General features: G+C 66.5%; 22 protein-coding genes. 9 read left to right on the top strand and 13 right to left on the bottom strand.

Annotation, left to right across the window (positions count from 1 at the left end):
* The first annotated feature begins 3 nt into the window (after positions 1-3).
* From ureE to ACWYRN_RS09540, 5 genes are all read left to right on the top strand, one after another.
* Positions 4-504 carry an urease accessory protein UreE gene (ureE, locus tag ACWYRN_RS09560; protein WP_488692167.1) on the top strand — a complete coding sequence of 167 codons (501 nt, stop codon included), beginning with the start codon at positions 4-6 and terminating at the stop codon, positions 502-504.
* A complete protein-coding gene (locus ACWYRN_RS09555) occupies positions 504-1193 on the top strand; it encodes an urease accessory protein UreF (RefSeq protein WP_488692797.1) in 690 nt (229 codons plus the stop codon). The genes ureE and ACWYRN_RS09555 overlap by 1 nt, the downstream gene beginning before the upstream one ends.
* Before the next feature lie 14 nt (positions 1194-1207).
* Positions 1208-1825: an urease accessory protein UreG gene (gene ureG / locus ACWYRN_RS09550; RefSeq protein WP_488692166.1), complete on the top strand. Its 618-nt coding sequence runs from the start codon at positions 1208-1210 to the stop codon at positions 1823-1825.
* Positions 1826-1856: 31 nt separating this feature from the next.
* Positions 1857-2063, top strand: coding sequence for a hypothetical protein (locus ACWYRN_RS09545; protein ID WP_488692165.1), 207 nt, complete (start codon positions 1857-1859; stop codon positions 2061-2063).
* Positions 2064-2194: 131 nt separating this feature from the next.
* A complete protein-coding gene (locus tag ACWYRN_RS09540) occupies positions 2195-2959 on the top strand; it encodes a head GIN domain-containing protein (protein WP_488692164.1) in 765 nt (254 codons plus the stop codon).
* Between the two features lie 9 nt (positions 2960-2968).
* On the opposite strand, the gene ACWYRN_RS09535 is transcribed toward ACWYRN_RS09540, so the two are convergent.
* The 12 genes from ACWYRN_RS09535 to ACWYRN_RS09480 form a co-directional block, all read right to left on the bottom strand.
* The gene (locus ACWYRN_RS09535) at positions 2969-3280 is read right to left on the bottom strand and encodes a BON domain-containing protein (RefSeq protein ID WP_488692163.1); all 312 of its coding nucleotides are present in this window, start codon (positions 3278-3280) and stop codon (positions 2969-2971) included.
* A gap of 97 nt (positions 3281-3377) precedes the next feature.
* The gene (locus ACWYRN_RS09530; protein ID WP_488692162.1) at positions 3378-4478 is read right to left on the bottom strand and encodes a tetratricopeptide repeat protein; all 1101 of its coding nucleotides are present in this window, start codon (positions 4476-4478) and stop codon (positions 3378-3380) included.
* A 19-nt stretch (positions 4479-4497) separates the two neighbouring features.
* Positions 4498-5436, bottom strand: coding sequence for a type II secretion system F family protein (locus ACWYRN_RS09525; protein ID WP_229436065.1), 939 nt, complete (start codon positions 5434-5436; stop codon positions 4498-4500).
* Positions 5437-5445: 9 nt separating this feature from the next.
* Positions 5446-6423, bottom strand: coding sequence for a type II secretion system F family protein (locus tag ACWYRN_RS09520; protein WP_488692161.1), 978 nt, complete (start codon positions 6421-6423; stop codon positions 5446-5448).
* A 33-nt stretch (positions 6424-6456) separates the two neighbouring features.
* Positions 6457-7803 carry a TadA family conjugal transfer-associated ATPase gene (locus ACWYRN_RS09515; protein ID WP_229436067.1) on the bottom strand — a complete coding sequence of 449 codons (1347 nt, stop codon included), beginning with the start codon at positions 7801-7803 and terminating at the stop codon, positions 6457-6459.
* 11 nt (positions 7804-7814) lie between these two features.
* Positions 7815-8990, bottom strand: coding sequence for a CpaE/TadZ family protein (locus tag ACWYRN_RS09510; protein WP_488692160.1), 1176 nt, complete (start codon positions 8988-8990; stop codon positions 7815-7817).
* Between the two features lie 133 nt (positions 8991-9123).
* Positions 9124-9396, bottom strand: a complete 273-nt coding sequence (locus ACWYRN_RS09505; RefSeq protein WP_229436069.1) for a hypothetical protein — start codon at positions 9394-9396, stop codon at positions 9124-9126.
* 9 nt (positions 9397-9405) lie between these two features.
* Positions 9406-10914, bottom strand: coding sequence for a type II and III secretion system protein family protein (locus ACWYRN_RS09500; RefSeq protein WP_488692159.1), 1509 nt, complete (start codon positions 10912-10914; stop codon positions 9406-9408).
* A gap of 24 nt (positions 10915-10938) precedes the next feature.
* Positions 10939-11790: a Flp pilus assembly protein CpaB gene (gene cpaB, locus ACWYRN_RS09495; RefSeq protein WP_488692158.1), complete on the bottom strand. Its 852-nt coding sequence runs from the start codon at positions 11788-11790 to the stop codon at positions 10939-10941.
* The gene (locus ACWYRN_RS09490; RefSeq protein WP_488692157.1) at positions 11787-13154 is read right to left on the bottom strand and encodes an ATP-binding protein; all 1368 of its coding nucleotides are present in this window, start codon (positions 13152-13154) and stop codon (positions 11787-11789) included. Before ACWYRN_RS09490 ends, cpaB begins: the two co-directional genes overlap by 4 nt.
* Positions 13155-13249: 95 nt before the next feature.
* Positions 13250-13816: an A24 family peptidase gene (locus ACWYRN_RS09485; RefSeq protein ID WP_488692156.1), complete on the bottom strand. Its 567-nt coding sequence runs from the start codon at positions 13814-13816 to the stop codon at positions 13250-13252.
* A gap of 62 nt (positions 13817-13878) precedes the next feature.
* Entirely contained in the window at positions 13879-14067 is a 189-nt protein-coding gene (locus ACWYRN_RS09480; RefSeq protein WP_229436074.1) for a Flp family type IVb pilin, read from the bottom strand.
* A 357-nt stretch (positions 14068-14424) separates the two neighbouring features.
* Here ACWYRN_RS09480 and ACWYRN_RS09475 point away from each other — a divergent pair, with 357 nt between their 5' ends.
* Positions 14425-15465, top strand: coding sequence for a GGDEF domain-containing protein (locus ACWYRN_RS09475; protein ID WP_488692155.1), 1041 nt, complete (start codon positions 14425-14427; stop codon positions 15463-15465).
* Here the strand turns inward: ACWYRN_RS09475 and ACWYRN_RS09470 are convergent.
* A complete protein-coding gene (locus tag ACWYRN_RS09470) occupies positions 15462-16682 on the bottom strand; it encodes an HD-GYP domain-containing protein (RefSeq protein WP_488692154.1) in 1221 nt (406 codons plus the stop codon). The genes ACWYRN_RS09475 and ACWYRN_RS09470 overlap by 4 nt on opposite strands.
* A gap of 146 nt (positions 16683-16828) precedes the next feature.
* On the opposite strand from ACWYRN_RS09470, the gene ACWYRN_RS09465 reads away from it, so the two are divergent.
* From ACWYRN_RS09465 to icmF, 3 genes are all read left to right on the top strand, one after another.
* Entirely contained in the window at positions 16829-17761 is a 933-nt protein-coding gene (locus ACWYRN_RS09465) for a LysR family transcriptional regulator (RefSeq protein WP_488692153.1), read from the top strand.
* Positions 17762-17936: 175 nt separating this feature from the next.
* Positions 17937-21491: an indolepyruvate ferredoxin oxidoreductase family protein gene (locus ACWYRN_RS09460; protein ID WP_488692152.1), complete on the top strand. Its 3555-nt coding sequence runs from the start codon at positions 17937-17939 to the stop codon at positions 21489-21491.
* A gap of 208 nt (positions 21492-21699) precedes the next feature.
* Positions 21700-24987, top strand: a complete 3288-nt coding sequence (gene icmF, locus ACWYRN_RS09455) for a fused isobutyryl-CoA mutase/GTPase IcmF (RefSeq protein WP_488692151.1) — start codon at positions 21700-21702, stop codon at positions 24985-24987.
* Positions 24988-24991: the final 4 nt, after the last annotated feature.

Raw genomic sequence — 24991 nt, 5'->3', positions numbered from 1 at the left:
ACGATGCTTACCCTGCACACCAGGATCGATGGACCGGCGCCGGTGGACGGCGAGCTGGTCCTGCCCTTCCACCTGCGCGAGAAAAGCCGGCTGCGCGCGGCATTGACGAATGGCGAAGAGGTGGCGGTGCTGCGTCCGCGCGGGACGGTGCTGCGCGGCGGCGACCTGCTGCGGGGTGAAGATGGACGCGTTGTGCGCGTGGTGGCCGAGCTGGAAGCCGTCTACCGCGTCGCGCACGGTCAGGAGAACGGCCTGCTGCTCTGCGCTTTCCATCTGGGGAACCGTCACACCCAGACCGAAGTCGGCCAGGGCTGGCTGCGCATCCGCGCCGATGCCGTGCTGCGCGAGATGCTGCTCGGCCTGGGTGCGCAGGTGACCGAAGAACGGGCGGCCTTCGAGCCGGAGGCCGGTGCGTATGGCGGCGGGCATCACCACGGCGAGTCGCATCCGCTGGCGCCGGTGCCGCTGCGCCAGAAGATCCACCGGCCGTCGGACTTGCCATGATCGCCGGCATCGCCCTGCTGCGCCTGCTGCAACTGGCCAGTCCTTCGCTGCCGATCGGCGCCTACAGCTATTCGCAGGGGCTGGAAAGCGCCATCGACGAGGGCTCGGTACGCGATGCGGCGGGTGCGCAGCGCTGGATCACGGCGCAGCTGGTCGAGGTAGCCGGGCGCTTCGACGCGCCGCTGCAATGGCGCTTGCTGCGCGCCTTTGCCGGTCGCGACATGGACGCGGCGCTGTACTGGAACGAGCGCTGGCTGGCCGCGCGCGACACGGCCGAGCTGCGCGCCGAAACCCTGCAGATGGGCTATTCGCTGCGCCAGCTGCTGGCGGCGCTGCTCGAGGAGCGGCCGGATGCCGATCCTGTCCTGATGCAGATGCTCGATGCGGGCGGGCTGTCGCTGCCGGCGGCCTATGCCTGCGCCGCCGCCGCGCTCGACGTGCCGCCGCCTGCGGCCCTGCTCGGTTCCGTATTCGCCTGGGCCGAGAATCAGGTGCTGGTCTGTGTGAAGACCGTGCCGCTGGGCCAGGTGGCGGGCCAGAAGATGCTGCTGGCGCTGGGCGCGACGGTCGATGCGGTGGTGCGCCAGGCCCAGGAAATGCCGGACGCCGCGCTGTCGAACTGGGCGCCGGGCTTTGCCCTGCTGTCGATGCAGCATGAAGTGCAGTACAGCCGGCTATACCGGTCTTGAACGAGGACATCAACATGGAAAAAAACCTGCTGCGCGTCGGGATCGGCGGACCGGTCGGCTCCGGCAAGACGGCCCTGTGCGAAATGCTGTGCAAGGCGATGCGCGAACAGTATGAGATGGCGGTCATCACCAACGACATCTACACACGCGAGGACATGGACATCCTGCTGCGCGCCGGCGCCCTGCCGGCCGAGCGCCTGATGGGCGTGGAAACCGGCGGCTGCCCGCACACGGCGATCCGCGAGGATGCCTCGATCAACCTGGAAGCGATCGCGCGCATGAGCGCCGACTTCCCGCAGCTGGACCTGATCCTGGTCGAGTCCGGCGGCGACAACCTGGCGGCCACCTTCAGCCCCGAGCTGTCGGACCTGACGATCTACGTGATCGACGTGGCCGGTGGCGAAAAGATTCCGCGCAAGGGCGGGCCGGGCATCACGCGTTCGGACCTGCTGGTCATCAACAAGACCGACCTGGCGCCGCATGTGGGCGCGAATCTCGAGGTCATGCGCGCGGACGCCGCCCGCATGCGCGGCAGCCGTCCTTTCGTGTTCGCCAGCCTGCGCCACAGCGAGGGCGTGGACGCCATTGTCGATTTCATCCGCCACGAAGGCCTGCTCGATGCAGGCCGCTGATTTCCTGTCACCATCCACCTGAGGAGCCGCCATGCCGTTTTCCCTGCGCCGTTTTGCCCCTGTTGCCGCCATCATGCTGGCGATCTGCGCCGCCGTGCTGACCGGCGGGCCTGCCCAGGCCCACGACACCGGCGTGCCACACCTGATCCACGAGTACGAAGGCTGGGTTGCCCTGGGCGTCGTGGTGCTGGCCATCACCGGCGCCGGCTTGCTGGTACGGCGTGCGCTGCGCCGCTGAACCGGCGCCGGCTGGCCCGGCTGGCGTTTTCAGCGGTTTGTGACGCCGTTCGTGCAGCCTGTCGCACGGGCCGCGCCGCGCGTGGAGGACGGCATTACAGTGCCATCATCCCAACCCGCCCGGAGACGACCATGAACACATTCCTCGGCAGTACCCTGATGGCCACGGCCCTGTTTCTGGCTGGAGGCAACGCCCTTGCCGACGACATCCGCGAAACACGTGCCGTCGATGCCCGCGTCAGCCGCATCAAGCTCGACGGCGTGGTCGACCTGGTGGTGCGCCAGGGGCCCAAGCCTTCGCTCGTCATTGCAGGCGAACGCGCCGACGTGGCGCGCGTGATTACCCGCCAGCACGGCGAGACGCTGGAAATCGACACCGAACGCCGCAACCACTACAGTACGGGACGCCGGCCCAAGCTGCGCGCCGAGCTGACCGTGCCGAACCTGGCCGAACTCAGTTCGGAAGGCGTGGGCGCCAGCACGGTCAGCGGCTTCGGCGGCGAGCGCATCGTGCTGAACCTGGACGGCGCCGGCGCCATGACCATGCAGGGCAATTACCGCAAGGTCGATGCGCGCCTCGGCGGCGTCGGCAGCATGACCATCGACGCCGGCAAGGCCGAGCGCATGGAGCTGGAACTGGGCGGCGCCGGCCAATTGGCCGTGTCGGGCCAGACCAGGGCCCTGCGCGCCACGCTGGCCGGTGTCGGCAATCTCGACGCCGAGAAACTGCGTGCCGAGACCGTCGACCTCGACCTCAGTGGGATGGGCGGCGCCACCGTGTACGCCAGCACGGCGGCAAACCTGAACCTGAGCGGCATGGGCTCGGCCACCGTGTATGGCAAACCGGCGCAGCGCAAGGCCAGCACCGACGGCATGGGCAAGGTCAGCTGGCGATAAGCGGCTGCGCTACTTGATGCTGGTATTGTTGCGCACCTCGCGCACACCCTGGACCTCGCGCGCCAGCTGTACCGCCTTCTGGGCGCTTTCGCGCGATTCGACAAAGCCGCTCAGCTGCACGGTGCCCTTGAACGTGTCGACCTTGACCTCGGTGGCCTTCACGGTGGGGTCGGCGGCAAAGGCGGCCTTGACCTTGCTGGTGATGACGGCGTCGTCGATGTATTCGCCGGTGCCCTGGCGGTGCGCAGTAGGTGCGCAGGCCGCCAGGCTGAGCGTGGCAACGGCGGCAAGAATGGAAATGAAACGCTGTGCAATTTTCATGGCAACGCTCCCTTGAATGAGACGATATCGTCCCATTTTCAGGGTGGCGTGCGAACTGCGTTTGATACGCAGCAAAGGTGCCGGAGGCTGTGAGGCTTCAGGGCACCTCGGCCAGGGCCGCCAGGGCCACCGGCGGTTCTGCGTGGGAGGGTGCCGGCCGCAGGACCAGCTCGCCGCGCGCCAGGTCCTGGCCGATGACCAGGCGTACGTCGACCGGCTGGGTGGTGTCGACCTGCACCAGCGCCACGCCATTGAAACGCAAGGCCAGGCGCGCGGCCACGTCGCGGTAGGCGGCGCCATGCTCGATGCGCGTGTGCCGCACCCTGAAGCCCGGCTCGTTGCTCAGGCGCGTGACCAGCAGGTCGTCGGCGCCGATCCGGCGCGACAATGCGCGCGCCATGCCGGTCACGCCGTTTCCATTGCGGATTTCCAGCAGTACCGCCTCGGGACGATTGCGTGGCCGCGAAGGCAGCGGCTGGGGCGGCAGCCCGGCCGGCAAGTCCTGGGCCAGCGCATGCAGCGACGGCAGGCGGCGCAGGCTGAGGGTGCCATCGGCCGCGGCCAGCACCTGGGTCGCGGCCCACTCGGGGTCGGGGCGCTGCGCCTCCACCGCGGCCTGGATCGCCGCCACGGCGCTGCCGCCCGCGGCCCTGTAATCGCTGCGGAAATCGTGCTCTTGCAGGGCGCTGGCCTGGCGGAACATCAGGTCGGCGCGCTCGTGCTGGCCCATGCGGCGCAGGGTTTCGCCCAGGTTGTTCCAGGCGCGGCCGTTCAGCGGGTCGAGCAGGCAGGCTTTTTCCAGCGCGGCGACGGCTTGCGGATAGTCGCCGCCAAGCAGGTAGGCGTAGCCGAGATTGGCGAACAGGTAGGCGCTGCCCGGGCCGGAGTCCAGGTTCAGCTCGGCGGTCAGGGCGCGCCAGATCGGGATCGCCTGGGCAAACTCGCCCTGGCGCGCATAGGCGGCGGCCAGGGCATTGCGGGTGCGTACGTGGCGCGGGTCGGCGGCCAGCGCGGCGCGGTAGGCCTGCACGGCTTCCGGATAGCGGCCGGCGAGATGATGGGCGCGGCCCTGGCCGTAGGCGAACTCGGCATCCGGGCCGGCCTGCGTTTCCGGCTGGCGCTGCAAATCGGCGCAGGCGAGCAGCAGCGCGCCGGCGCAGGCAACCGAGAGGTTCTTGAGAAGACTGCGAGGTGTCATGATCGTGCTCCTGGAGAAATCAGCGCGTGGCGGCGACCTGGGCAAGGGTACGGGTGAGCTGGATGACGGCCGGGCCCATCAACACCATCAGCAGCGTCGGGAAGATGCAGAAGATGAGCGGGAACAGCAGCTTGAGGCCGATCTTGGCAGCGCATTCCTCGGCCAGCACGCGGCGCTTGTTGCGCAGGTTTTCCGAGTACACGCGCAGCGAGTCGCCGACGCTGGTGCCGAAGCGCTCGGACTGGATCAGCATCGCCACCAGCGTGTCGACGTCGTCGACGCCGCTGCGCAGCGCGAAATTGCGCAGCGCCTTTTCCTTGCTGAAGCCGGCGCGCATTTCCATCAGCACGATCTGCAGCTCCTGGGCCAGGATCACGCTCTTGATGTGGATTTCGCCGGCTACCTTCACGAAGGCCCGTTCCAGGCTCAGGCCGGCCTCGACGCAGACAGTCAGCAGGTCGAGGGCGTCGGGCAGGCTTTCGAAGATCTCGCGCTTGCGGCGTCCGGCAATGCGGTTCAGGATCATGTTCGGCAGGTAGTAGCCGACCGTGGCGGTGAGCAGCAGCAGGAACAGCAGCTTGCTGCCGGCCAGCGTAATGACCGAGAGCGCCACCAGCACGCCGATGATGGCCGGTCCGAGCAGTGCCAATGCGGTTTTCGACGCGAAGAACAGGGTCGGCGCGACCGGGTTGCGCCAGCCGGCATTCATGAAGCGGGTGCGCAGCGCCGACTTTTCCCAGCCCTCTTCGGGAATCGAGAGTTTGGTCAGCGGCTGGGTGACCTTGGCCACTTTCTCGACCCAGCCGTTCGATTCGAGCTGGGTGGGCTCCGACTTGCCGATGAAGCGGCGCAGCCGGGTGCGCAGGGCAACCGGCGCGAACAGCGCCATGGCCAGTCCGGCCAGCGCGCAGACGATCGTGAAGACGACCAGGAGGAAAGTGAGTTGGGCGGCTTGCATGGCGGTTCCTCAGATGCGGATGCGGATGATGCGGCGCAGCCAGACCACGCCGAACAGGATCATCCCGGCCGCGTACCAGAGCAGGCGGATGCCGCTCGGATCGGTCCACAGCATGGACACGTATTTCGGGTTCACGATCGTCAGGACCAGGGCGACGCCGAACGGCAGCAGGCCCAGGATCCAGGCCGACATGCGCCCTTCCGCCGACAGCACGCGCACCTGGGCGGCGAGCTTCAGGCGGCCACGGATGATGTGGCTGATGTTGCCGAGGATTTCGGCCAGGTTGCCGCCGGATTCGCGCTGGATCAGCACCGCGATGATCAGGTAGCGCAGGTCGGTCAGCGGAATGCGCGCCGCCATGTTGTGCAGCGCCTCGCCCATCGGCACGCCGTAGTTGATTTCTTCGCGCGCGATGCGGAACTCGCCGCTGAGCGGCTCGGGCAGCTCGTTGCCGACGATTTGCAGCACGTTGGTGAATGAGTGGCCGGCGCGCAGCGCGCGCGCGATGAAGTCGGCGGCATCCGGCAGCTGTTGCTCGATGCGGCGCAGGCGCCGCGTGCGGGCGCGCCGCAGCAGCATCCAGGGCAGGCCGAACGCCAGCAGCGCCAGCACGAAGCGCGCCGGCAGCGGCGCCGGCAGGCGCGCGCTCAAGAGCAGGGCCGCCAGCATCGCCGCCAGCGAGCAGCCGAGGAAGCGGTCGACCGTCAGCTTGCTGCCGGCCTGCACCAGCAGCACGTCGAGGCGCTTCAGCAGCGGTATGCCGTGCAGCAGGCGGTCCAGGGCGTCGTTGCCGCTGAAGCGGCGCTGCTTCAGGATCGAAATCCGCTCGCCCGAGCGTCCGGCGCCGCCCGACATCACCTGCAGGCGGCGCGCCACGCGCTGCGCCGCCTTGCCATGGTTACTCGACCACCACAGCCAGACGCCTTCGATCAGCAGGATGACGGCGGCGAACAGGAACACGGTGAAACTGTAGAAAAGGACATCCATCGTGCGGCTCCACTGCAGGCGCGGCCTGCCGGTTCATTGGAAGATGCGGTCGGGGTCGAAGGTGTCGTCGGGGATCGCGGCGCCATACATCTTGAGGCGGTCGGCAAAGCGCGGCCGCACGCCAGTGGCGCTGAACTGGCCCTGCACCTTGCCGTCGCGGTCGACCCCGGTCTGCTCGAAGCGGAAGATCTCCTGCATCGAGATGATGTCGCCTTCCATGCCGGTGATTTCCTGGATGCTGACCAGCTTGCGGCAGCCGTCGATCAGGCGCGAGGCCTGTACCACCACGGTCACCGCCGAGCAGATCTGCTGGCGGATCGCGCGCGGCGTTAGGTTCACGCCGGCCATGCCGACCATGTTCTCGAGCCGCGCCAGGGCGTCGCGCGGGGTGTTCGAGTGGATCGTGGCGAGCGAACCTTCGTGGCCGGTGTTCATCGCTTGCAGCATGTCAAGCGCCTCGGGGCCGCGCACCTCGCCCAGGATGATGCGGTCGGGGCGCATGCGCAGCGAATTCTTCACCAGCGCGCGCTGGGTAACTTCGCCCTTGCCTTCGATATTCGGCGGCCGCGTTTCCAGGCGCACCACGTGCGGCTGGCGCAGCTGCAGCTCGGCGGCATCCTCGATGGTGACGATGCGCTCGCTGGCCGGGATGAAGCCGGACAGCAGGTTCAGCAAGGTGGTCTTGCCGCTGCCGGTGCCGCCCGAGATCAGGATGTTGATCTTGGCGATGCCCAGGCCCTGCAGCACCTGGATCATCGGCGGCGTCACGCTTTTGTAGTCGAGCAGGTTCTGCACCGTCAGCGGCGCGGCGCCGAAGCGGCGGATCGACAGCAGCGGGCCGTCCACCGCCAGCGGCGGGATGATCGCATTTACGCGCGAACCGTCCGGCAGGCGTGCGTCGACCATCGGGCTCGACTCGTCGACGCGGCGGCCGACGCGCGAGACGATCTTCTCGATGATCTTCATCAGGTGCGCATTGTCGTGGAAGGCAATGTCGGTGAGTTCCAGCTTGCCGCGCCGTTCGACGTAGACGCGGCTGGCGGTATTGACCAGGATGTCGGACACGGTCGGGTCGTTCAGCAGTGGCTCGAGCGGGCCGAAGCCGAGCATTTCGTGCTGGATGTCGAGCACCAGGTTGTGGCGCTCGTGCTGGTTGAGGACGATGCGTTCTTCCTCGATGATGCGCTGGATCAGCAAGGCCAGTTCGTGCTTGAACTGCTCGACCGTCAGGCGCTTCAGGCGCTCCAGGTCGATCCGGTCGAGGATCATCTGGTGCATCGACTTCTTCAGTTCCTGGTAGGCGCCGTTCGTGGCGTCGGCGGAATGGGCTCCGGGACGGCGTTCGTCATCGGATACGGACAGGCGTTCGCGCAGCGACATGGCTACTCCTTTCAGTAATCGTTTTCGCTGCGGCCGAACAGGCGGCCGAGCAGGCCGCGGCTTTCGGGCGCGCGGCGCGCGGTGACCAGTTCGACCAGGTCGGCCAGGCTGCGCGCCGCCGCGCTGGCGCGCGACAGTTCCAGCACCGGCACACCCTGGTTCACCGAGTCGGTGACGGCGATGTAATCGTTGGGGATGGTGTGCACGACTTCGCAGCCGAGCGCGGCGTGCAGGTCGGGCAGGCGCAGCCGCCCGCCCTTTTCGTAACGGTTGACGATCAGGCGGATACCTTCGATCGGGTAGCCGAGCGAGCGGAAGATGTCGAGCAGGCGGCGGGCATCGCGGATGTCGGGCAGCGCCAGCTGCAGCACCGGGTAGATGGTGTCGGTGCTGTCGAGCGCGCGCAGCGACACGGCGTCGATCTGGCGGCCGACGTCGAGCACGATGTAGTCGTAATGCTGGCGTGCCACGCGCAGGATGGCATCGATGTGTTCCGGCTTGGCTTCCTTGGTTTGCGCAGGATCGTCGGCCGCGGCCAGCACGCCGAAGCCGGGCGTCACGTGCACCAGGCAGGACTCCAGGAAAGGCCCGTCGAGGCGCGCGATCTGTTCGCAGACGTCGGACAGGGTCATGGTCGGCTTCTGGTCCGACACGTAGAGCGCGGCATCGCCGAACTGGCCGTGCAGGTCGATCAACAGCACCTTTTTCTCGGCCAGCGTCGCCAGCGCATACCCGAAGTTAGTGGAGATGAAGGTGGCGCCGCTGCCGCCCTTGCAGGCGATGAAGGCCAGCACCTTGCCTTCGCGTAGCTGGGCGACGCCGGCGGCGGCGGCAATGCGGTCCATGGCTTCATGGAAGGCGCGGTGCGCCAGCGGCAGCTGCAGCACTTCGCGCACGCCGGCGCGCATGGCGCGGATCAGGAGCTGGGTATGGTGTTCGCCGGTGAGCAGCATGAACTGCGCTTCCGGATACTGGCGCGCCAGGCGTTCGAGCAGGTCGGCGTCGTCGGGCGCCCCGGCGCCGGCATCGACGATCACCAGGCCGGGCGCTTCGGCCAGGGGGCGGTCGAGCGCTTCGCGCATCGACACGCGGCTGTTGGCGACGTTCAGCGGCGGCACGCGCGCCGCGCCCTGCGAGGCGATGTCGGCATACAGCAGGCTGTCGCGGCTGATCAATAGGGCTTTCATGACGATCCTCGTTGAGGCTCAGATTGCAAGTGGAAATCGGGAGGCGAACGCGCCAGCCGGCGCTCGGCACGCCGCCATGGCGTCTCGGGCGCCGGCCTGCGCGTCCGCAGCGCACAAGCGCGCATGACGATGCTCACTGTCCGCTGCCCATGATCCTGATGACCGGCGCCGGCTCTGGCTCGGGCTGGGCGAACGAACGCTGGTAGCGGGCCTGCGCGGCGCGCGCCGCCGGCCCGTCGATGCCGTGTGCCGGATTGGCATTGGCGGCGTTTTGCGGCGCGATGGTCTGCGCCGCCAGGTTGGCGCGTACCGAGGCGCCGAAGTTCTTGGTGAAGCGCGGAGCGGTCGAGCAGCCCTGGGTCAGCAGCAGCAACGCCACGCACGCGATGGTCTTGCAGGTAGCCATGGCCGCCTCCTATTTGAGTTCGAAACCGTCGACGCTCTGGGCCGGACGGGCGATGGCATTGCTCGGCGCTGGCGGGCCCTCGAGCCTTCCCCCGAGCATCAGCGCGGCGCGCGAAGGGGCGTCCACGCGGTCGGTCGGCAGCGCGTAAGCCGTTTCCGTCAGGGGCTTGACCAGGCGCGCCGTGATCACGAACACGAGTTCGGTGCGGTCCTGCTGGAAGTCGGTGCTGCGAAACAGCGCGCCCAGCACCGGTACCTGGCCGAGCAGCGGCAGGCCTTTGAGGTTGGTCACCAGGTTGTTCTTGATCAGGCCGCCGATGGCGAAGCTCTGGCCGTCGTACAGCTGGACGGTGGTGCTGGCACGCCGGGTCGTCACCACCGGCAGGATGGCGCCGCCGGACAGGCCGACGGCGCTGATGCCGATGCCCTCGCGCGACAGTTCCGAGACCTCGGGCGTCACGCGCAGGTTGATGCGGCCGCCGCTGAGCACCGTTGGCGTGAAGCGCAGGCCGACGCCGAATTCCTTTTCCTCGAGCGTGACCCTGTCGCGGTCCTGGGACACCGGGATGTAGAACTTGCCGCCCGCGAGGAAGCTGCCTTCCTGGCCGCTGATCGCCATCACGTTCGGCTCGGCCAGCACGCGCACCAGGCTGTCCTTGGTTTCGGCATCGACGCCGAAGCCGTTACCGTTGCCTTTGCCGAGGCGCAGGCCTCCGTTGATACTACCGCTCAGGAAATTCGAGGCCAGGGCGGCCGCCCAGCTGCCGGACGCCGTGCGCCAGTTGACGCCGGCCTCGAGGCGTTCGAGCAGGGTCTTCGAGACCTCGGCCACCTTGACTTCGAGCTGCACCTGCTGCGGCGCGCTCACGCTCAGCAAATTCACCACGCGCAGGTTGGCGGCATTCGACCCGCCGTTGGCGGCGGCATTCTGCTGGTCCGGCGCCAGCTCCTTCGGCACCGCATTCATCGGACGCAGCGGCTTGCGCACATAGGCCAGCGCCAGCTCGGCGGCGCGCGCCACGGCGCCGGCATCCGACACGGTACCGCTCAGGACCAGGGAGTCGGCGGCGGCCAGCACCCGGATGTCCTTTTCCTCGGGCATGACCGCGGCCAGCGTGGCCTGCAAGGCGCTCGGGTCCATCGCCACGGTGATGTCGAGCACGCTGCACAGGCCGCTCCTGCCCTGCACGATCATGTTGGTGGTGCCGACGTCGATGCCGGCGATGTACATGGTGTCGGGCGCCACCAGCATCGCCTGCACCACCGACGGGTTGCCGACGCTGCGGTTCTGCACCGGCTCCTGCAGCCGCATCAGGGTCGACTTCCCCATCTGGAGCGCAACCTGGGCCGGACGCGCGGCCTCGCCGCTGCAGCGCGGACCGAGTTCGCTGCGCGCGCCGGCCGCCGGCGCAGTATCGGCCTGGGCCGCGGGACGCGCCGCCTGCGCCGTGCCAGCCAGCGCCAGCGCCAGGCCGCCGAGCAGCAGGCGGCGGCGAGTTTTCGTGGGACTCGTGTTCATGGTTTCACCTGGCACACTTAGGGTTCAGAAGCACTCTTGCGAGGAATGCAGGCCATTGATGACAGCAACGCAGTTGCGGCGCGCAGGAGGCGTGGCGACGCGGTGCACGGCCGGTTTTGGCGGACGCGGCGCGGCGGCGGGCTTCGCCAGCACGGGTTTCGGCGGCGTGGCGCCCGGCAGCAGCGTCAGCTTGGTGGCGCCGCCGGTCTGGGCCGACTGCGGGTCGACCTGGTTGCGCAGCGCCAGCGACAGGGTGCCGACGCTGCGCGCCAGGTCGAGCGTCTCGGCCTGCTCGGGCGACACTTCGAGCGTGACGGCGTTCACCACACGCGGCTTGGTTTCGTCGCGGTTGACTTCCTGGGCCACGGCCAGCACCAAAATCCTCTCAAGCACGATCTTCGAGATGTCCTGCTCGCGGTTCTCGCCGGGCTGCGGGTCCTTGCGGGTGCTGACGATGATGTCGACGTAGTTGCCCGGCAGGGTGAAGCCGGCCACGCCGATCACGTCGTTCACACGCACCGTGATGGCGCGCTTGCCTTCGGTGATCAGGGCCGACAGGCCGCCCAGGGTGCCGGCCGGCGCCAGCTTGGCTTCGCTGACCGGTTCGCCCGCCAGCACGCTGCTCCTGAGCACCCGGCCGGCCAGCTTCTGCGGATCGGCATAGGCGCCTTTCGGCACGCTGTCGGACGGCCAGTCGGCCAGTTTCAGCATCTCGGGCGTGAGGCGCTGGCCGAGGCTGATGTCGGTGGCGGCCACCACGATATGGCCGGAATTGGACCCCGGCTGCATCAGCAGCCAGCGCGAGGCCAGGATCACGGCCGTCAGGCCGAACAGGATGGCAACCGCCATCACGGCGAGGGCGCGCTTGTTTTTCATGATGCGATTCCTGCGGCAGGGGTCGGGACGCTGGCGCAGACGCTGTTCCATGCCTGCTCCAGGGCGGCAATGCTCAGGCACGGCTCGGCGCCGGCCAGGCTGGCGAAATCGGACAGGCGGCCGAGCAGTTCCTGCGGGTAGCAGGCCAGCAGCGGCGTGCCACTCTGGCGGTGCAGGCGCGTCACCAGGTGCTCGAGCACGTTCTCGGGGCAGTCCAGGCCGCGCAGGCGGCACTGGCGCCGTACCAGCGCGCGGTAGCCGGCGTCCTGCAACGCCCCCAGTCCGATGCGGTAGCCGACCCGGCGCAGCATGGCCGGATCGAACACGCTCGACGGCGCCAGGTTGGTAACGAATACCAGCAGCGCATCGAAAGGCAGGGACTCGGCCTGTCCACCCAGGCGCAGCGGGCCGCCGTCGAGCGGTCCCAGCCAGCGGTTCAGCAGCTCGGAAGCGGGCAGGCGCTGGCGCCCGAGGTCGTCGATCACGAGGATGCCGTTGTTCGCTTGCAGCTGGGGCGGCGCCTGCAGCACGCCATGTTCGCTATCGAAACGCAGTTCGAAGTCGGCGGCGTCGAAGTCGGCGCCGACGTGCACCAGCGGACGCTGGCAAATCATCCAGCGCGCGTCGCAGCTGCGCCGCTCTTCCAGCTGGCGCGCCAGCGGCAGCGGCGCCGGGTGGCAGGCCGGATCGTACAGGCGCACGATGCGCCCGCCAATCAGCACCGCGTGCGGCACCGCCACCGCCCCGGGCAGCAGGCGCGCCAGCTTGCGTGCCAGGGTCGTCTTGCCGCTGCCGCTGGGTCCGTGCAGCAGCAGTGCGCGCTGCGACTGCAGGGCCGCGCCGAGCAGGTCGCGCTGGGCCGCATCGAGGGCATCGCCGGCCAGCAGCGCGGCCAGGTCGGCGGTGCGCGGACGGCTGGCGCCGGGCTGGCGCAGCGACTGGCGCTCGATTAGCGCGCGCCAGGCCGCCAGCGTCACCGGCGCCGGGCCAACATAGCGGCATTCGGCCAGGGCCGCGAGCGCGGCGCGCTGGCCGATCGGGGTCAACTGGTACTGGACATCGATGTCCGATTCGCCGCACCAGGCCACTTCAGCCTGCTGTTCGGCCATCATCCCGGCCAGCACTTCGCGCAGCACGCTGACTGACAGGCGCAGCCTGCCGGCAAGCAGCGGCAGCGGCGCGCGTCCGGTTGCATGCAGGGTCTTCAGCGCCAGCGCCGCCACGAGGCGTGCATCGAGCCCGGTGTCGCTGACCGACTTGGCCTGGCGCGGCAGGATTGCCGCCACCTCCAGCTCGCCCGGCGGCGCGGCCGGCGCCATGCGCTCGGCGGCGGTCCCTGGGCTCCACGACAAGGTTTCGACCATCGCTTTCTCCTCGTACAGCAGCAAAATATTTCCTGACGTCATCAATTCTAGCGAGCCGGTCCCTGGCGCCCTTGAGATGTAGCAAGCTATGGCGCTCAGCCGTGGTAACGCTGCGCCAGCAGCCAGAGCGCGCTCAGCGCGATCGCCAGTCCATAGGGCATGGAGCCGGCGCTCTGCGCAGGCGCGCCTTCCGTAGCGGAACCAGGCCCGGGGCCAGGATTGACGCGCAGCCAGGCCAGCAGCGGCAAGGGCAGCAGCGCCAGCACCAGCTTGCGCAGCGCGCTCCAGGCCAGCTGCCAGCGTCCGGTGGCAAGAATGATCAGGAGCGCCATGACCCCGCCCGCGCACCAGGCCAGGATGCAGGCATGGAGAGTCTGGCCGGGACCGAAGAACAGGCCGACGGTGGCCATTAGCTTGACGTCGCCGGCAGCCATGCCGCGCAACATATAAAGGGGGATGAACAAGGCGAAGCCGACTGCGGCGCCGCCCAGCGCGGCGGCGGCAGATCCCGCCGGGGTGGCGCCGGAAAGGTGCAAGCCGAAGACGCCGCACCAAGCGGCAAGCAACAGGAGATTCGGGATCTTGCGGATCGCCAGGTCGGTCACCGCGGCGCCGACGGCAAGGACAAGCAGCATCAGGTCAAGCCAGGTTTGCACGGGCATGATTGCGCTCCTCAAAAAAAAAAGCCCTCCGGACCGGAGTCCGGAGGGCAAGACCTAGTGAATTACGGAGCCAGTGCAGCCACCAGCTTGTCTTTCACGGTGGTAAAGGTCGTTTCGATCTGCTCACCCAGCAGCGTAGCCGCACCGGCCATCGCGACGCCGATCAGGGCAGCGATCAGGCCATACTCGATGGCAGTCACACCGTCTTCATCAGCAACGAAAGCTTGGATAGCGGTAAAGATCGTTTTCATGACAAACTCCATATGGTGGTTTATAAGAACAACCCTGAAACGGAGCACTTCCCTGACTCGGCTGACACTGCGTTGTCGTTTCCGTTTCAGTAAGTTCATCATATGTTTTAGTGCCGTACGGCAACTTGAGTGCACTCAAACTTTCCCACGGGAATTATTTGCTTCGGGAAATGTTTGAGCTGTCGCAAACGAGAAATACCGTGCTGCCATATCGCCAAAAGAATAGGCGAAATTATTGCTGTAAATGCAAAAAACGTTTATGCTGTTCCACTTGCTCTTTGGAAATTTAACCTTCTGTAGAGAAGTGGCAGGGCGCCGTTTTACGGCGAGTGGGTAGATTACATTTCTGAGAATGACATGGATTCCCTTCTGAAACACATGGTGGACATGACTGGCCACCGCGACCACACGATGCTCGATATCTCGGTGATCGCGGCAGTCCAGGAACTGGCCGCCGCCGCGCAGACGCGGGTGTTATCCCTCTATAACATTGCCGGCCAGCTCCATGTGCGGGTCCGTGCCAGCATCGAAGCCGGCGCCGGCGCCCGGGTCCACGATGCGCTCGACAGCGCCGCGCCAGGAGTGCCGCTGGCCAGCTATCCCGAACTCGCGGCCTGCCTGGCCGCCCGCGAAACCAGCGCCGAAGCCGTGGCGCCCGATGGCACCCGCACCCTGTGGCTGCCGATCTGGTTCGGCGACAAGGCCGATACCTGCCTCGAGATCGTGCGCGCGGCGCCCTTCCCGGCCCAGACCATCCATACGGTGGCCGGGATCGTCGGCGTCTACCGGAATTTCCAGAACCTGCTCGACTACAGCGAACGCGATTCGCTCACCGGCCTCCTGAACCGCAAGACCTTCGAGGACCAGTTGGCGCGCATGCTGCAATGTCCGTGCGAACCCGAGCCGCCACAGCCCGGCCAACCCGAGCGGCGCCAGCATCGCGAAGAGGAAAAGCAGTGGCTGGCCGTGGTCGACGTCGACCATTTCAAGCTCGTCAACGACACCTTCGGCCACCTGTATGGCGACGAAGTGCTGATCCTGATCGCGAACCAGCTGCAGGCTTCGTTTCGTGCCCAGGACCGGGTGTTCCGCTTCGGCGGCGAGGAATTCGTGGTGCTGCTGCGCGCCACCACGCTGGAGAATGCGCGCCGCATCATCGACCGCTTCCGCGCGAATGTCGAAGCCTACGATTTCCCGCAGGTGGGGCGGGTCACGGTAAGCGTCGGTTTCGTCAGCATCAGCCCCTTCGATTCGCCGGTGGTCACGCTCGGTCACGCCGACCAGGCCCTGTATTTCGCCAAGACCCACGGCCGCAACCAGGCCTGCCACTACAACGAGCTGGTCGAGCAAGGCCTGTTGCAGACGGTGGCCTCGAACGATACGGCCGAATTCTTCTAAGCCACGAGTAAAAAGCGGTTCGGATCGACCTGCCACTTGTCGGGCGATTCGTGGCGCAGGATCTTGTCGCCGCCGCCGAAGCCGAACGGACGCGACAAATCCAGCAGCTCGGGCCGGATATAGGTCTGGCTTTTCGTGTTGAAGAACACGTTCACCTTCGGCGTGAGCAGGTTGCTTTCGTGCGGCTCGACCACCACGCCCAGGCGTCCCGACTCCAGCATGACCATCGTGCCGACCGGGTAGATGCCCACGCAGCGCATGAATTCCTGGGTCAGCGCCGGGTTGAAGTGGAACTTGCTCCACTCATAGATCTTGCGCAGCGCGTCCGCCGCCGGCATGCCCTTGTGGTAGCTGCGGTCCGAGGTGATCGCATCGTAGACGTCGACGATGGCTGTCATCTGCGCCAGTTCGCTGATCTCGCCCTCTTTCTGCAGGTCCGGATAGCCGCTGCCATCGCGCCGCTCGTGGTGGTGCAGCGTGATGTCGAGCGGGATCGCGCCAATCTCGGGATTCTGGCGCAGGATGTCGTAGCCGTCGCGCGGGTGCTTCTTGATGATCGCGAATTCCTCGTCGGTGAGGCGGCCCGGCTTGTTCAGGATGGCATCCGGCACCAGCGCCTTGCCGGTGTCGTGCAGCAGGCCGCCGATGCCGGCCTGGTAAATCGTTTCGTCGTCCATGCCGCGCGAACGGCAGAACGCCACCAGCAGCGTGCACACGCTGACCGAATGCAGGAAGGTGTAGTCGTCCTTGGTCTTGATGCGCAGGAGGCCGAGCAGCGCGCCGGAATTGCGCAGGATCGATTCGGTGATGTTCTGCACCACCGGACTCACGTTGTCGAGTTCCACCGCCTTGCCCAGGCGCGCGTCCTGCATCACGGTGCGTACCAGGCCCACCGCCTGGCGCCGGATGTTCACGGCGCGCTGCATTTCGTCGGCCAGGCTGGCGCGCACGGGCTTGACCGGCCGGGCCGCGATCTCGATCACTTCCTGCTCGGTCTGGGCCTGGACCTCGGCCAGGGTCGGTGCGTCCGCCACATCGAGGCCTTTGGCGCAATCGATCACCACGCCGCGGATGCCGGCCTGGACGATCTTGCGGATCTCGTCCTCGCTCGTCAGCACGAAGCGGGCACGTACGAAGGGATGCTCCATCCAGCCGCAATCCAGATCGTGGATGGACATGCCGAGGCGCAGCTGGGAGGAATCGATTTTCTTGAGCATTGCAGTGGTCCGGCCTGTGTTAATCTCCGCCACCCGGCGGATAGTGAAGTATATCAATCTACTTTCCATGCATAAACTTTTTTCGTCGATAAAGCATCGCAACAACTGTTGCAACTAGGCACAAAATTAGGCGGAAAACCGTATTAATGGAATTGAGACAACTCCGTTATTTCGTTGCCATCGTCGACCATGGCTCGCTCTCGCGCGCGGCGCTGGTGCTGCACGTGGCGCAGCCGGCGCTGACCCAGCAGCTGCGCCAGCTGGAAGAAGAGCTCGGCGCCCAGCTGCTGCACCGCTCGGCCCACGGCGTGCTCAGCACCGACGCCGGCAAGATCTTCTATGAACATGCCCAGGCCATCCTGAAACAGGTGGCCGATGCGCGCGCAGCCGTCACCCAGTCGGCCACCCGCCCCTCGGGCAGCGTCAGCCTCGGCCTGCCGCACAGCATTTCCGGCGCCCTGGCCCTGCCCCTGCTCACCGCCGCGCGCGCCACCTACCCCGAGATCACCCTGCAGCTGACCGAGGAAATCACCGGCAACCTGATCGAGCAGCTGAAATCCGGACGCCTGAACCTGGCGGTGCTGTTCGACGACGGCCAGCTCGGCAGCCTCGATGCGACGCCGCTGGTCGAGGAAGACCTGGTGTACATCTGCCGCGCAGGTTCAAGCTGGGTGCCGCCAGGCCCCGCGATCACGCTCGGCGTGGCGCTGGCCAGCACCCTGATCCTGCCGGCGCGCCAGCACGGCGTGCGCCCGCTGATCGAGCAGACGGCCGCCGGCGCCGGGCTGGCGCTGGCCAACATCATCGAGATCAATTCGATCGCGATCCTGAAATCCGCCCTGCTGGCCGACATGGGCGCGACCCTGCTGCCGCTGGCGCCGCTGCGCGCCGAGATCGACAGCGGCGCCCTGGTCGCCGTGCCGGTGCACAGCCCGCCGATCCGGCGCGGCGTCACGCTCTGCGCCTCGCGCAACATCCCGCTGACGAATGCAGCGGCGGCCATCGGCCGCCTGGTGCGCGAGGTGACGGACACGCTGTGCACGAACGGGCAATGGCCGGGCGCGCGCTTGCGGCAGTAGGCCATCATTTTTTCTTATACCCCCATCCCGATTCCGTATTTCCCCCTTCCCTGACGCAGGATCTACACTCCACGCCGCTTGACAAGTCGCTTACCGCGACAAGCACCTGCCCTGAAGCACGCCTACCCGGCGCCGCCGAGCGGCAGGTAAAAACCATCACAAGCTGGAGACACACATGCCCGACACCGCCGCGCCGCGCGAGCCTGCGCTCGACTATTCCTCGCGCCTCACCACCGTCACCCTCGACGACAAGTACACCGCCAAGACCGGCAACATCTTCCTGTCCGGTATCCAGGCCCTGGTGCGCCTGCCGATGATGCAGCGCGAGCGCGACGCCGCCGCCGGCCTCGACACGGCCGGCTTTGTCTCCGGCTACCGCGGTTCGCCCCTGGGCGGCCTCGACGAAACGCTGTGGAAGGCGAAGGCGCACCTGGAAGCGAACCACGTGCAGTTCGTCCCGGGCGTGAACGAAGACCTGGCCGCGACCGCCGTCTGGGGCACGCAGACCGTCGACCTGATCGGCCCGAGCAAGTACGACGGCGTGTTCGCCATGTGGTACGGCAAGGGCCCGGGCGTCGACCGTTGCGGCGACGTCTTCAAGCACATGAACCACGCCGGCACATCGAAACACGGCGGCGTGCTGCTGGTGGCCGGCGACGACCACGGCGCCTACTCCTCGACGCTGCCGCACCAGTCGGATCACATCTTCTCAGCCTGCATGATCCCGGTGCTCTACCCCTGCAACGTGCAGGAATACCTGGACCTCGGCGTGCACGGCTGGGCGATGTCGCGCTTCTCGGGCTGTGCGGTCGCCTTCAAGGCCCTGGCCGACACGGTCGAATCGAGCGCCTCGGTCGACGCCAATCCGCACCGCGTGCAGGTAAAACTGCCGCAGGACTTCGTGATGCCCGAAGGCGGCCTCAATACCAAGTTGTCGTCGGTCCCGCTGGGCCAGCAGGCGCGCAACCAGGAAGCGCTGATGCAGGACTACAAGATCTATGCAGCCCTGGCCTACGCCCGCGAAAACAAGCTGAATCACACCACCATCGACAGCCCGAACGCCAAGCTCGGCATCATCGCCTCGGGTAAATCCTACCTCGACGTGCTGGAAGCGCTGGAAGAACTCGGCATCGACGAAGTCATGGCCGCGAAAGTCGGCCTGCGCCTGTTCAAGGTCGCGATGATCTGGCCGCTGGAGCCGGAAGGCGTGCGCGAATTCGCGCAGGGTCTGGAAGAAATCCTGGTGGTCGAAGAGAAGCGCCAGGTCGTCGAATACCAGTTGAAGGAACAGCTGTACAACTGGCGCGACGACGTCCGTCCGCACATCATCGGCAAGTTCGACGACAAGGGCGAGTGGGTGGCGCCGCGCGGCGACTGGCTGCTGCCGCCGAAAGCCGACTTCTCGGTGGCGCAAGTGGCGCGCGTGATCGCCGGCCGCATCGCGCGCCTGGTCGCCGACGACACCACGCGCGACCTGATCCGCGCACGCCTGGCCTTCCTCGATGCGAAAGACGCGGTGCTGCAAAAGGCGATCACCACGCCTTTCCGCCCGGCGTTCTACTGCTCCGGCTGCCCGCACAACACCTCGACCAAGGTGCCCGACGGTTCCTCCGCGTTGGCCGGCATCGGCTGCCACGTGATGGCCACCTCGATCTACCCCGAGATGAACAAGCTGACCACCCACATGGGCGGCGAAGGCGCGCCCTGGATCGGCCAGGCCGCGTTCTCGAAAGTGCCGCACGTGTTCCAGAACCTGGGCGACGGCACCTACTTCCACTCGGGTTACCTGGCGGTGCGCGCCGCGGTGTCGGCCAAGGTGAACATCACCTACAAGATCCTCTACAACGATGCGGTGGCGATGACCGGCGGCCAGCCGGTCGACGGCCAGACCTCGGTGCCGATGATCGCCCAGCAGATGGCAGCCGAAGGCGTGAAGCGCATCGCCCTGGTGACCGAAGACCTGTCGCGCTATGCCGACAGATCTAGCCTGCCGGGCATCGTGACCCTGCACGACCGCAAGGAGATGGACGACATCCAGCGCGAATTGCGCGACCTGCCGGGCGTGTCGGTCATCATCTACGACCAGACCTGCGCCGCCGAGAAGCGCCGCCGCCGCAAGAAAGGCGAGTTCCCCGATCTGCCGAAGCGCATGGTCATCAACGAAGCCGTCTGCGAAGGCTGCGGCGACTGCGGCATCCAGTCGAACTGCGTCTCGATCCTGCCGAAGGAAACCGAGTTCGGGCGCAAGCGCCAGATCGACCAGTCGTCCTGCAACAAGGATTATTCCTGCGCCAAGGGCTTCTGCCCGAGTTTCGTCACCGTCGAAGGCGGCACGCTGAAGAAGAACAAGGCCGGTGTCAGCAAGGGCGATGACGATGGCTGGGGCGCGCTGCCCGAGCCTGTGCTCCCATCGGTCGAGCACCCGTACAACATCCTGATCAACGGCATCGGCGGCACCGGCGTGATCACCGTCGGCGCCCTGATGGGCATGGCCGCGCACCTGGAAGCGAAAGGCGCCTCGGTGCTGGACATGACCGGCATGAGCCAGAAGAACGGTTCGGTCACCTCGCACGTAAAGATTGCCGCCACGCCGGAACGCCTGCGCGCCCAGCGCATCGCCACCGGCGAGGCCGACCTGGTGCTGGGCTGCGACATGCTCACCACCGGCGCGGCCGATGCGATCTCGAAGATGCGTCCGGGCCGCACGCTGGCCATCGTGAATCTGCACGAGCAGCCGACCGGTACCTTTGCCCAGAACGCCGACTGGCAGTTCCCGGCCGAGGACGTGCGCGGCCTGATCGTGGAAGCGGTCGGGGGTGCATCCGGGGCCGATTTCGTCGATGCCACCAGGCTGGCGACCGCGCTGATGGGCGACTCGATCGCCACCAACCTGTTCCTGATGGGTTACGCCTGGCAGAAGGGCCGCATTCCGCTGACCGAAGCATCCTTGATGCGCGCGATCGAGCTGAATGGCGTGGCGGTGGCCTCGAACAAGAAGAGCTTCCTGTGGGGTCGCCGCGCCGCGGTCGACTTCAAGCGCGTCGAGCGCACCGCGACGCCGACCCAGGCGGTGCTGGTGCAGATGCCGCAGAGCCTGGACAACGTCATCAAGAAGCGCGTCGACTTCCTGACCGCTTACCAGGATGCGGCCTATGCCGGCGTGTACCTGGACCTGGTCGAGCGCGTGCGCGCGGCCGAAACGGCGGTCAGCATGGGCAACCGGCTGTCGATGGCCGTGGCCAAGTACTACTTCAAACTGATGGCCTACAAGGACGAGTATGAAGTGGCGCGCCTGTACACCGATGGCCGTTTCCTGGAAAGCGTGAAGTCGCAGTTCGAAGGCGACGTGAAGCTGAAGTTCAACCTGGCGCCGCCGATGTTCGCCAAGAAGAATGCCAAGGGCGAGCTGGTGAAGCGGGAGTTCGGCGCGTGGATGTTCGGCGCGTTCAGGCTGCTGGCCAAGCTGAAAGGCCTGCGTGGCGGTGCGTTCGACGTGTTCGGCTACACGGCCGAGCGCAGGATGGAACGTGCCCTCATCGCGGAGTACCGCCAGATGATCGAGGCACTGCTGCCGTCCCTGACTGCCGCCTCGCATGCCGATGCGGTGGAACTGGCCAGCCTGCCGGAACAGATCCGTGGCTTCGGTCATGTGAAGGAAAAGGCGGTCGAGACTTTCCGTTTGCGCAAGGCTGAGCTGCTCAGCGGCAACGTCAAGCGACGCGCTGCATGATCGTAGGGTGGATGGCTCCGCCATCCACGCGTTCAACCATCCATCGATATTTCGCGAACGATCCGACATTCGTTGAACGCGTGGACGGGGAACCCGTCCACCCTACATCACACGCCACCGTTTGATCACACCCCGAACTTGACGTTAACGTTAACGTCATATACCGTACAAATCGACCCTGTCCGCTTCCGCTTCCAGAAGGAACACCATGAACGACATCACCCCTGCCGCCAAGCTCGACCTGCCTGAACAGCCAAAACTGGCCAACAAGGTGCGCTTCGTTACCGCCGCTTCCCTGTTCGACGGCCACGACGCCTCGATCAACATCATGCGCCGCATCCTGCAGTCGAACGGCGTCGAGGTCATCCACCTCGGCCACAACCGCTCGGTCGACGACGTCGTCACCGCGGCCCTGGCCGAAGACGTGCAAGGCATCGCCATCTCCAGCTACCAGGGCGGCCACGTCGAGTACTTCAAGTACATGATCGACCTGCTGAAACAACGCGGCGGCGCCCACATCAAGGTGTTCGGCGGCGGCGGCGGCGTGATCGTCCCGTCCGAGATCGCCGAACTGCACGCCTATGGCGTGACGCGCATCTTCAGCCCGGAAGACGGCCAGCGCATGGGCCTGGTCGGTATGATCCGCTCGATGATCGAAGCCTGCGACATCGACCTTTCGCCCTACGCGCCGACCAGCATCGACGCGCTCCAGCAAGGCGACATCGCCGCACGCCACCGCCCGCTGGCCCAGCTCATCACTGCCCTGGAAAACGGCAAGGCCGACCCGGAACTGCGCAAGCAGATCGTGGAGGCCGCCGACAACCTGCGCGTGCCGGCGCTGGGCATCACCGGCACCGGCGGCGCCGGCAAGTCTTCGCTGACCGATGAACTGATCCGCCGCATCCGCCTCGACCAGAACGATCGCCTGAACATCGCGGTGATCTCGATCGACCCGTCGCGCCGTAAATCCGGCGGCGCCCTGCTCGGCGACCGCATCCGCATGAACGCCATCAATCCGTGGAATGGGCAAGCGCGCGTCTTCATGCGCTCGCTGGCCACGCGCGAAGCGGGTTCGGAAATCTCGCACGCCCTGCCAGACGTGATCGCGGCCTGCAAGGTCGCCGGCTTCGACCTCGTGATCGTCGAAACCTCGGGCATTGGACAGGGCGACGCCGCCATCGTGCCGCACGTCGACGCCTCGATGTACGTGATGACCCCGGAATTTGGCGCCGCCTCGCAGCTGGAAAAAATCGACATGCTCGATTTCGCCGACTTCATCGCCATCAACAAGTTCGACCGCAAGGGTGCCCAGGATGCGCTGCGCGACGTGGCCAAGCAGTACCAACGCAACCGCGAACTGTGGATGCAGAGCCCGGACCAGATGCCGGTGTTCGGCACCCAGGCTTCGCGCTTCAACGACGACGGCGTGACCGCCCTGTATCACGGCCTGCTGCCGAAGCTGGCGGAACTCGGCCTGAAGATCGAAGCCTCGAAACTGGCGGCGCCGGAACAAAAGCATTCGAGCGGCAAGAACGTGATCGTGCCGCCGGCCCGCGCACGCTACCTGGCCGAGATCGCGGACACCGTGCGCGGCTACCACAAGAACACGGCCAAGCAGGTCAAACTGGCCCGCGAGCGCCAGCAGTTGCGCGAAACGAAGCGCATGCTGGCCGCCGCCAACCGCGAAGTGGTGCTTGACGACCTGATCACCGAGCGCGAAAACGCCATGGACGGCAATGCGAAAAAGCTGCTCGACATGTGGCCCGACATGCAGGCCGCCTACGCCGGCGACGACTACGTGGTCAAGATCCGCGACAAGGAAATCCGCACCAAACTGGTGCAGAAAACCCTGTCCGGCACCACCATCCGCAAGGTCGCGTTGCCGCGTTTCGAGGACCACGGCGAAGTGCTGCGCTTCCTGATGCTGGAAAACGTGCCGGGCTCCTTCCCGTTCACGGCCGGCGTGTTCGCCTTCAAGCGCGAGGGTGAAGACCCGACCCGCATGTTCGCCGGCGAAGGTGACGCCTTCCGTACGAACAAGCGCTTCAAGCTGGTCTCGACCGGCATGGACGCCAAGCGCCTGTCGACCGCCTTCGACTCGGTCACCCTGTACGGCGCCGACCCGGCGCTGCGTCCCGACATCTACGGTAAAGTCGGCAACTCGGGCGTCTCGATCGCGACCCTGGACGACATGAAGGTGCTGTACGACGGCTTCGACCTGTGCAGCCCGTCGACCTCGGTATCGATGACCATCAACGGCCCGGCCCCGACCATCCTGGCGATGTTCATGAACACCGCCATCGACCAGCAGATCGACAAGTTCGTGCTTGACAACGGCCGCCAGCCGACTCAAGACGAAGCCGCGAAGATCAAGGAATGGGTGCTGGCCAACGTGCGCGGCACCGTGCAGGCCGACATCCTGAAGGAAGACCAGGGCCAGAACACCTGCATCTTCTCCACCGAGTTTTCGCTGAAGGTGATGGGCGACATCCAGGAATACTTTGTCCACCACCAGGTGCGCAACTTCTACTCCGTGTCGATCTCGGGCTACCACATCGCCGAAGCCGGCGCGAACCCGATCTCGCAGCTGGCGTTCACGCTGTCGAACGGCTTCACCTTCGTCGAAGCCTACCTGGCGCGCGGCATGCACATCGACGACTTCGCGCCGAACCTGTCCTTCTTCTTCTCGAACGGCATGGACCCGGAATACACGGTGCTGGGCCGCGTGGCGCGCCGCATCTGGGCCGTATCGATGCGCGACAAGTACGGCGCCAATGACCGCTCGCAAAAGCTGAAGTACCACATCCAGACCTCGGGCCGCTCGCTGCACGCGCAGGAGATCGACTTCAACGACATCCGCACGACCTTGCAGGCGCTGATCGCGATCTACGACAACTGCAACTCACTGCACACCAACGCCTACGACGAAGCGATCACCACGCCGACCGACGAATCCGTGCGCCGCGCCCTCGCCATCCAGCTGATCATCAACCGCGAATGGGGCCTGGCCAAGAACGAGAACCCGAACCAGGGTTCCTTCATCATGGACGAACTGACCGACCTGGTCGAAGAAGCCGTGCTGCAGGAATTCGAGCGCATCGCCGAGCGCGGCGGCGTGCTGGGTGCGATGGAAACCGGCTACCAGCGCGGCAAGATCCAGGAAGAGTCGATGCTGTACGAGCACAAGAAGCACGACGGCTCACTGCCGATCATCGGCGTGAACACCTTCCGCAATCCGAAGGGCGCGGAAGCCCCGGCGACGATCGAGCTGGCCCGTTCCACCGACGACGAGAAGCAGTCGCAGCTCACGCGCCTGGACGCCTTCCACGCCCGCAATGCGAATGCGGCGCCGGCCGCCCTGGCCGCCCTGCAGCAGGCCGCGATCGACAACCAGAACGTGTTCGAGAAACTGATGGACGCCGTGCGCGTCTGCTCGCTGGGCCAGATCACCACCGCGCTGTTCGAGGTGGGTGGGCAGTACCGCCGCAACATGTAAGCCG

The organism is Massilia sp. BAP21 (assembly GCF_057801335.1).
The sequence above is the reverse complement of the archived record's forward strand: the minus strand, read 5'-3'. Positions and strand labels throughout refer to the sequence as shown.

What these genes read in the sequence shown, in the direction of transcription:
- ACWYRN_RS09535 (WP_488692163.1), bottom strand. Translation starts at nt 3,280, where the DNA reads ATGAAAATTGCACAGCGTTTCATTTCCATTCTTGCCGCCGTTGCCACG.
- ACWYRN_RS09525 (WP_229436065.1), bottom strand. Translation starts at nt 5,436, where the DNA reads ATGCAAGCCGCCCAACTCACTTTCCTCCTGGTCGTCTTCACGATCGTC.
- ureE (WP_488692167.1), top strand. Translation starts at nt 4, where the DNA reads ATGCTTACCCTGCACACCAGGATCGATGGACCGGCGCCGGTGGACGGC.
- ACWYRN_RS09470 (WP_488692154.1), bottom strand. Translation starts at nt 16,682, where the DNA reads ATGCTCAAGAAAATCGATTCCTCCCAGCTGCGCCTCGGCATGTCCATC.
- ACWYRN_RS09465 (WP_488692153.1), top strand. Translation starts at nt 16,829, where the DNA reads ATGGAATTGAGACAACTCCGTTATTTCGTTGCCATCGTCGACCATGGC.
- ACWYRN_RS09520 (WP_488692161.1), bottom strand. Translation starts at nt 6,423, where the DNA reads ATGGATGTCCTTTTCTACAGTTTCACCGTGTTCCTGTTCGCCGCCGTC.
- ACWYRN_RS09460 (WP_488692152.1), top strand. Translation starts at nt 17,937, where the DNA reads ATGCCCGACACCGCCGCGCCGCGCGAGCCTGCGCTCGACTATTCCTCG.
- ureG (WP_488692166.1), top strand. Translation starts at nt 1,208, where the DNA reads ATGGAAAAAAACCTGCTGCGCGTCGGGATCGGCGGACCGGTCGGCTCC.
- ACWYRN_RS09510 (WP_488692160.1), bottom strand. Translation starts at nt 8,990, where the DNA reads ATGAAAGCCCTATTGATCAGCCGCGACAGCCTGCTGTATGCCGACATC.
- ACWYRN_RS09490 (WP_488692157.1), bottom strand. Translation starts at nt 13,154, where the DNA reads ATGGTCGAAACCTTGTCGTGGAGCCCAGGGACCGCCGCCGAGCGCATG.
- ACWYRN_RS09515 (WP_229436067.1), bottom strand. Translation starts at nt 7,803, where the DNA reads ATGTCGCTGCGCGAACGCCTGTCCGTATCCGATGACGAACGCCGTCCC.
- ACWYRN_RS09540 (WP_488692164.1), top strand. Translation starts at nt 2,195, where the DNA reads ATGAACACATTCCTCGGCAGTACCCTGATGGCCACGGCCCTGTTTCTG.
- ACWYRN_RS09505 (WP_229436069.1), bottom strand. Translation starts at nt 9,396, where the DNA reads ATGGCTACCTGCAAGACCATCGCGTGCGTGGCGTTGCTGCTGCTGACC.
- ACWYRN_RS09480 (WP_229436074.1), bottom strand. Translation starts at nt 14,067, where the DNA reads ATGAAAACGATCTTTACCGCTATCCAAGCTTTCGTTGCTGATGAAGAC.
- ACWYRN_RS09545 (WP_488692165.1), top strand. Translation starts at nt 1,857, where the DNA reads ATGCCGTTTTCCCTGCGCCGTTTTGCCCCTGTTGCCGCCATCATGCTG.
- ACWYRN_RS09500 (WP_488692159.1), bottom strand. Translation starts at nt 10,914, where the DNA reads ATGAACACGAGTCCCACGAAAACTCGCCGCCGCCTGCTGCTCGGCGGC.
- icmF (WP_488692151.1), top strand. Translation starts at nt 21,700, where the DNA reads ATGAACGACATCACCCCTGCCGCCAAGCTCGACCTGCCTGAACAGCCA.
- ACWYRN_RS09485 (WP_488692156.1), bottom strand. Translation starts at nt 13,816, where the DNA reads ATGCCCGTGCAAACCTGGCTTGACCTGATGCTGCTTGTCCTTGCCGTC.
- cpaB (WP_488692158.1), bottom strand. Translation starts at nt 11,790, where the DNA reads ATGAAAAACAAGCGCGCCCTCGCCGTGATGGCGGTTGCCATCCTGTTC.
- ACWYRN_RS09475 (WP_488692155.1), top strand. Translation starts at nt 14,425, where the DNA reads ATGGATTCCCTTCTGAAACACATGGTGGACATGACTGGCCACCGCGAC.
- ACWYRN_RS09530 (WP_488692162.1), bottom strand. Translation starts at nt 4,478, where the DNA reads ATGACACCTCGCAGTCTTCTCAAGAACCTCTCGGTTGCCTGCGCCGGC.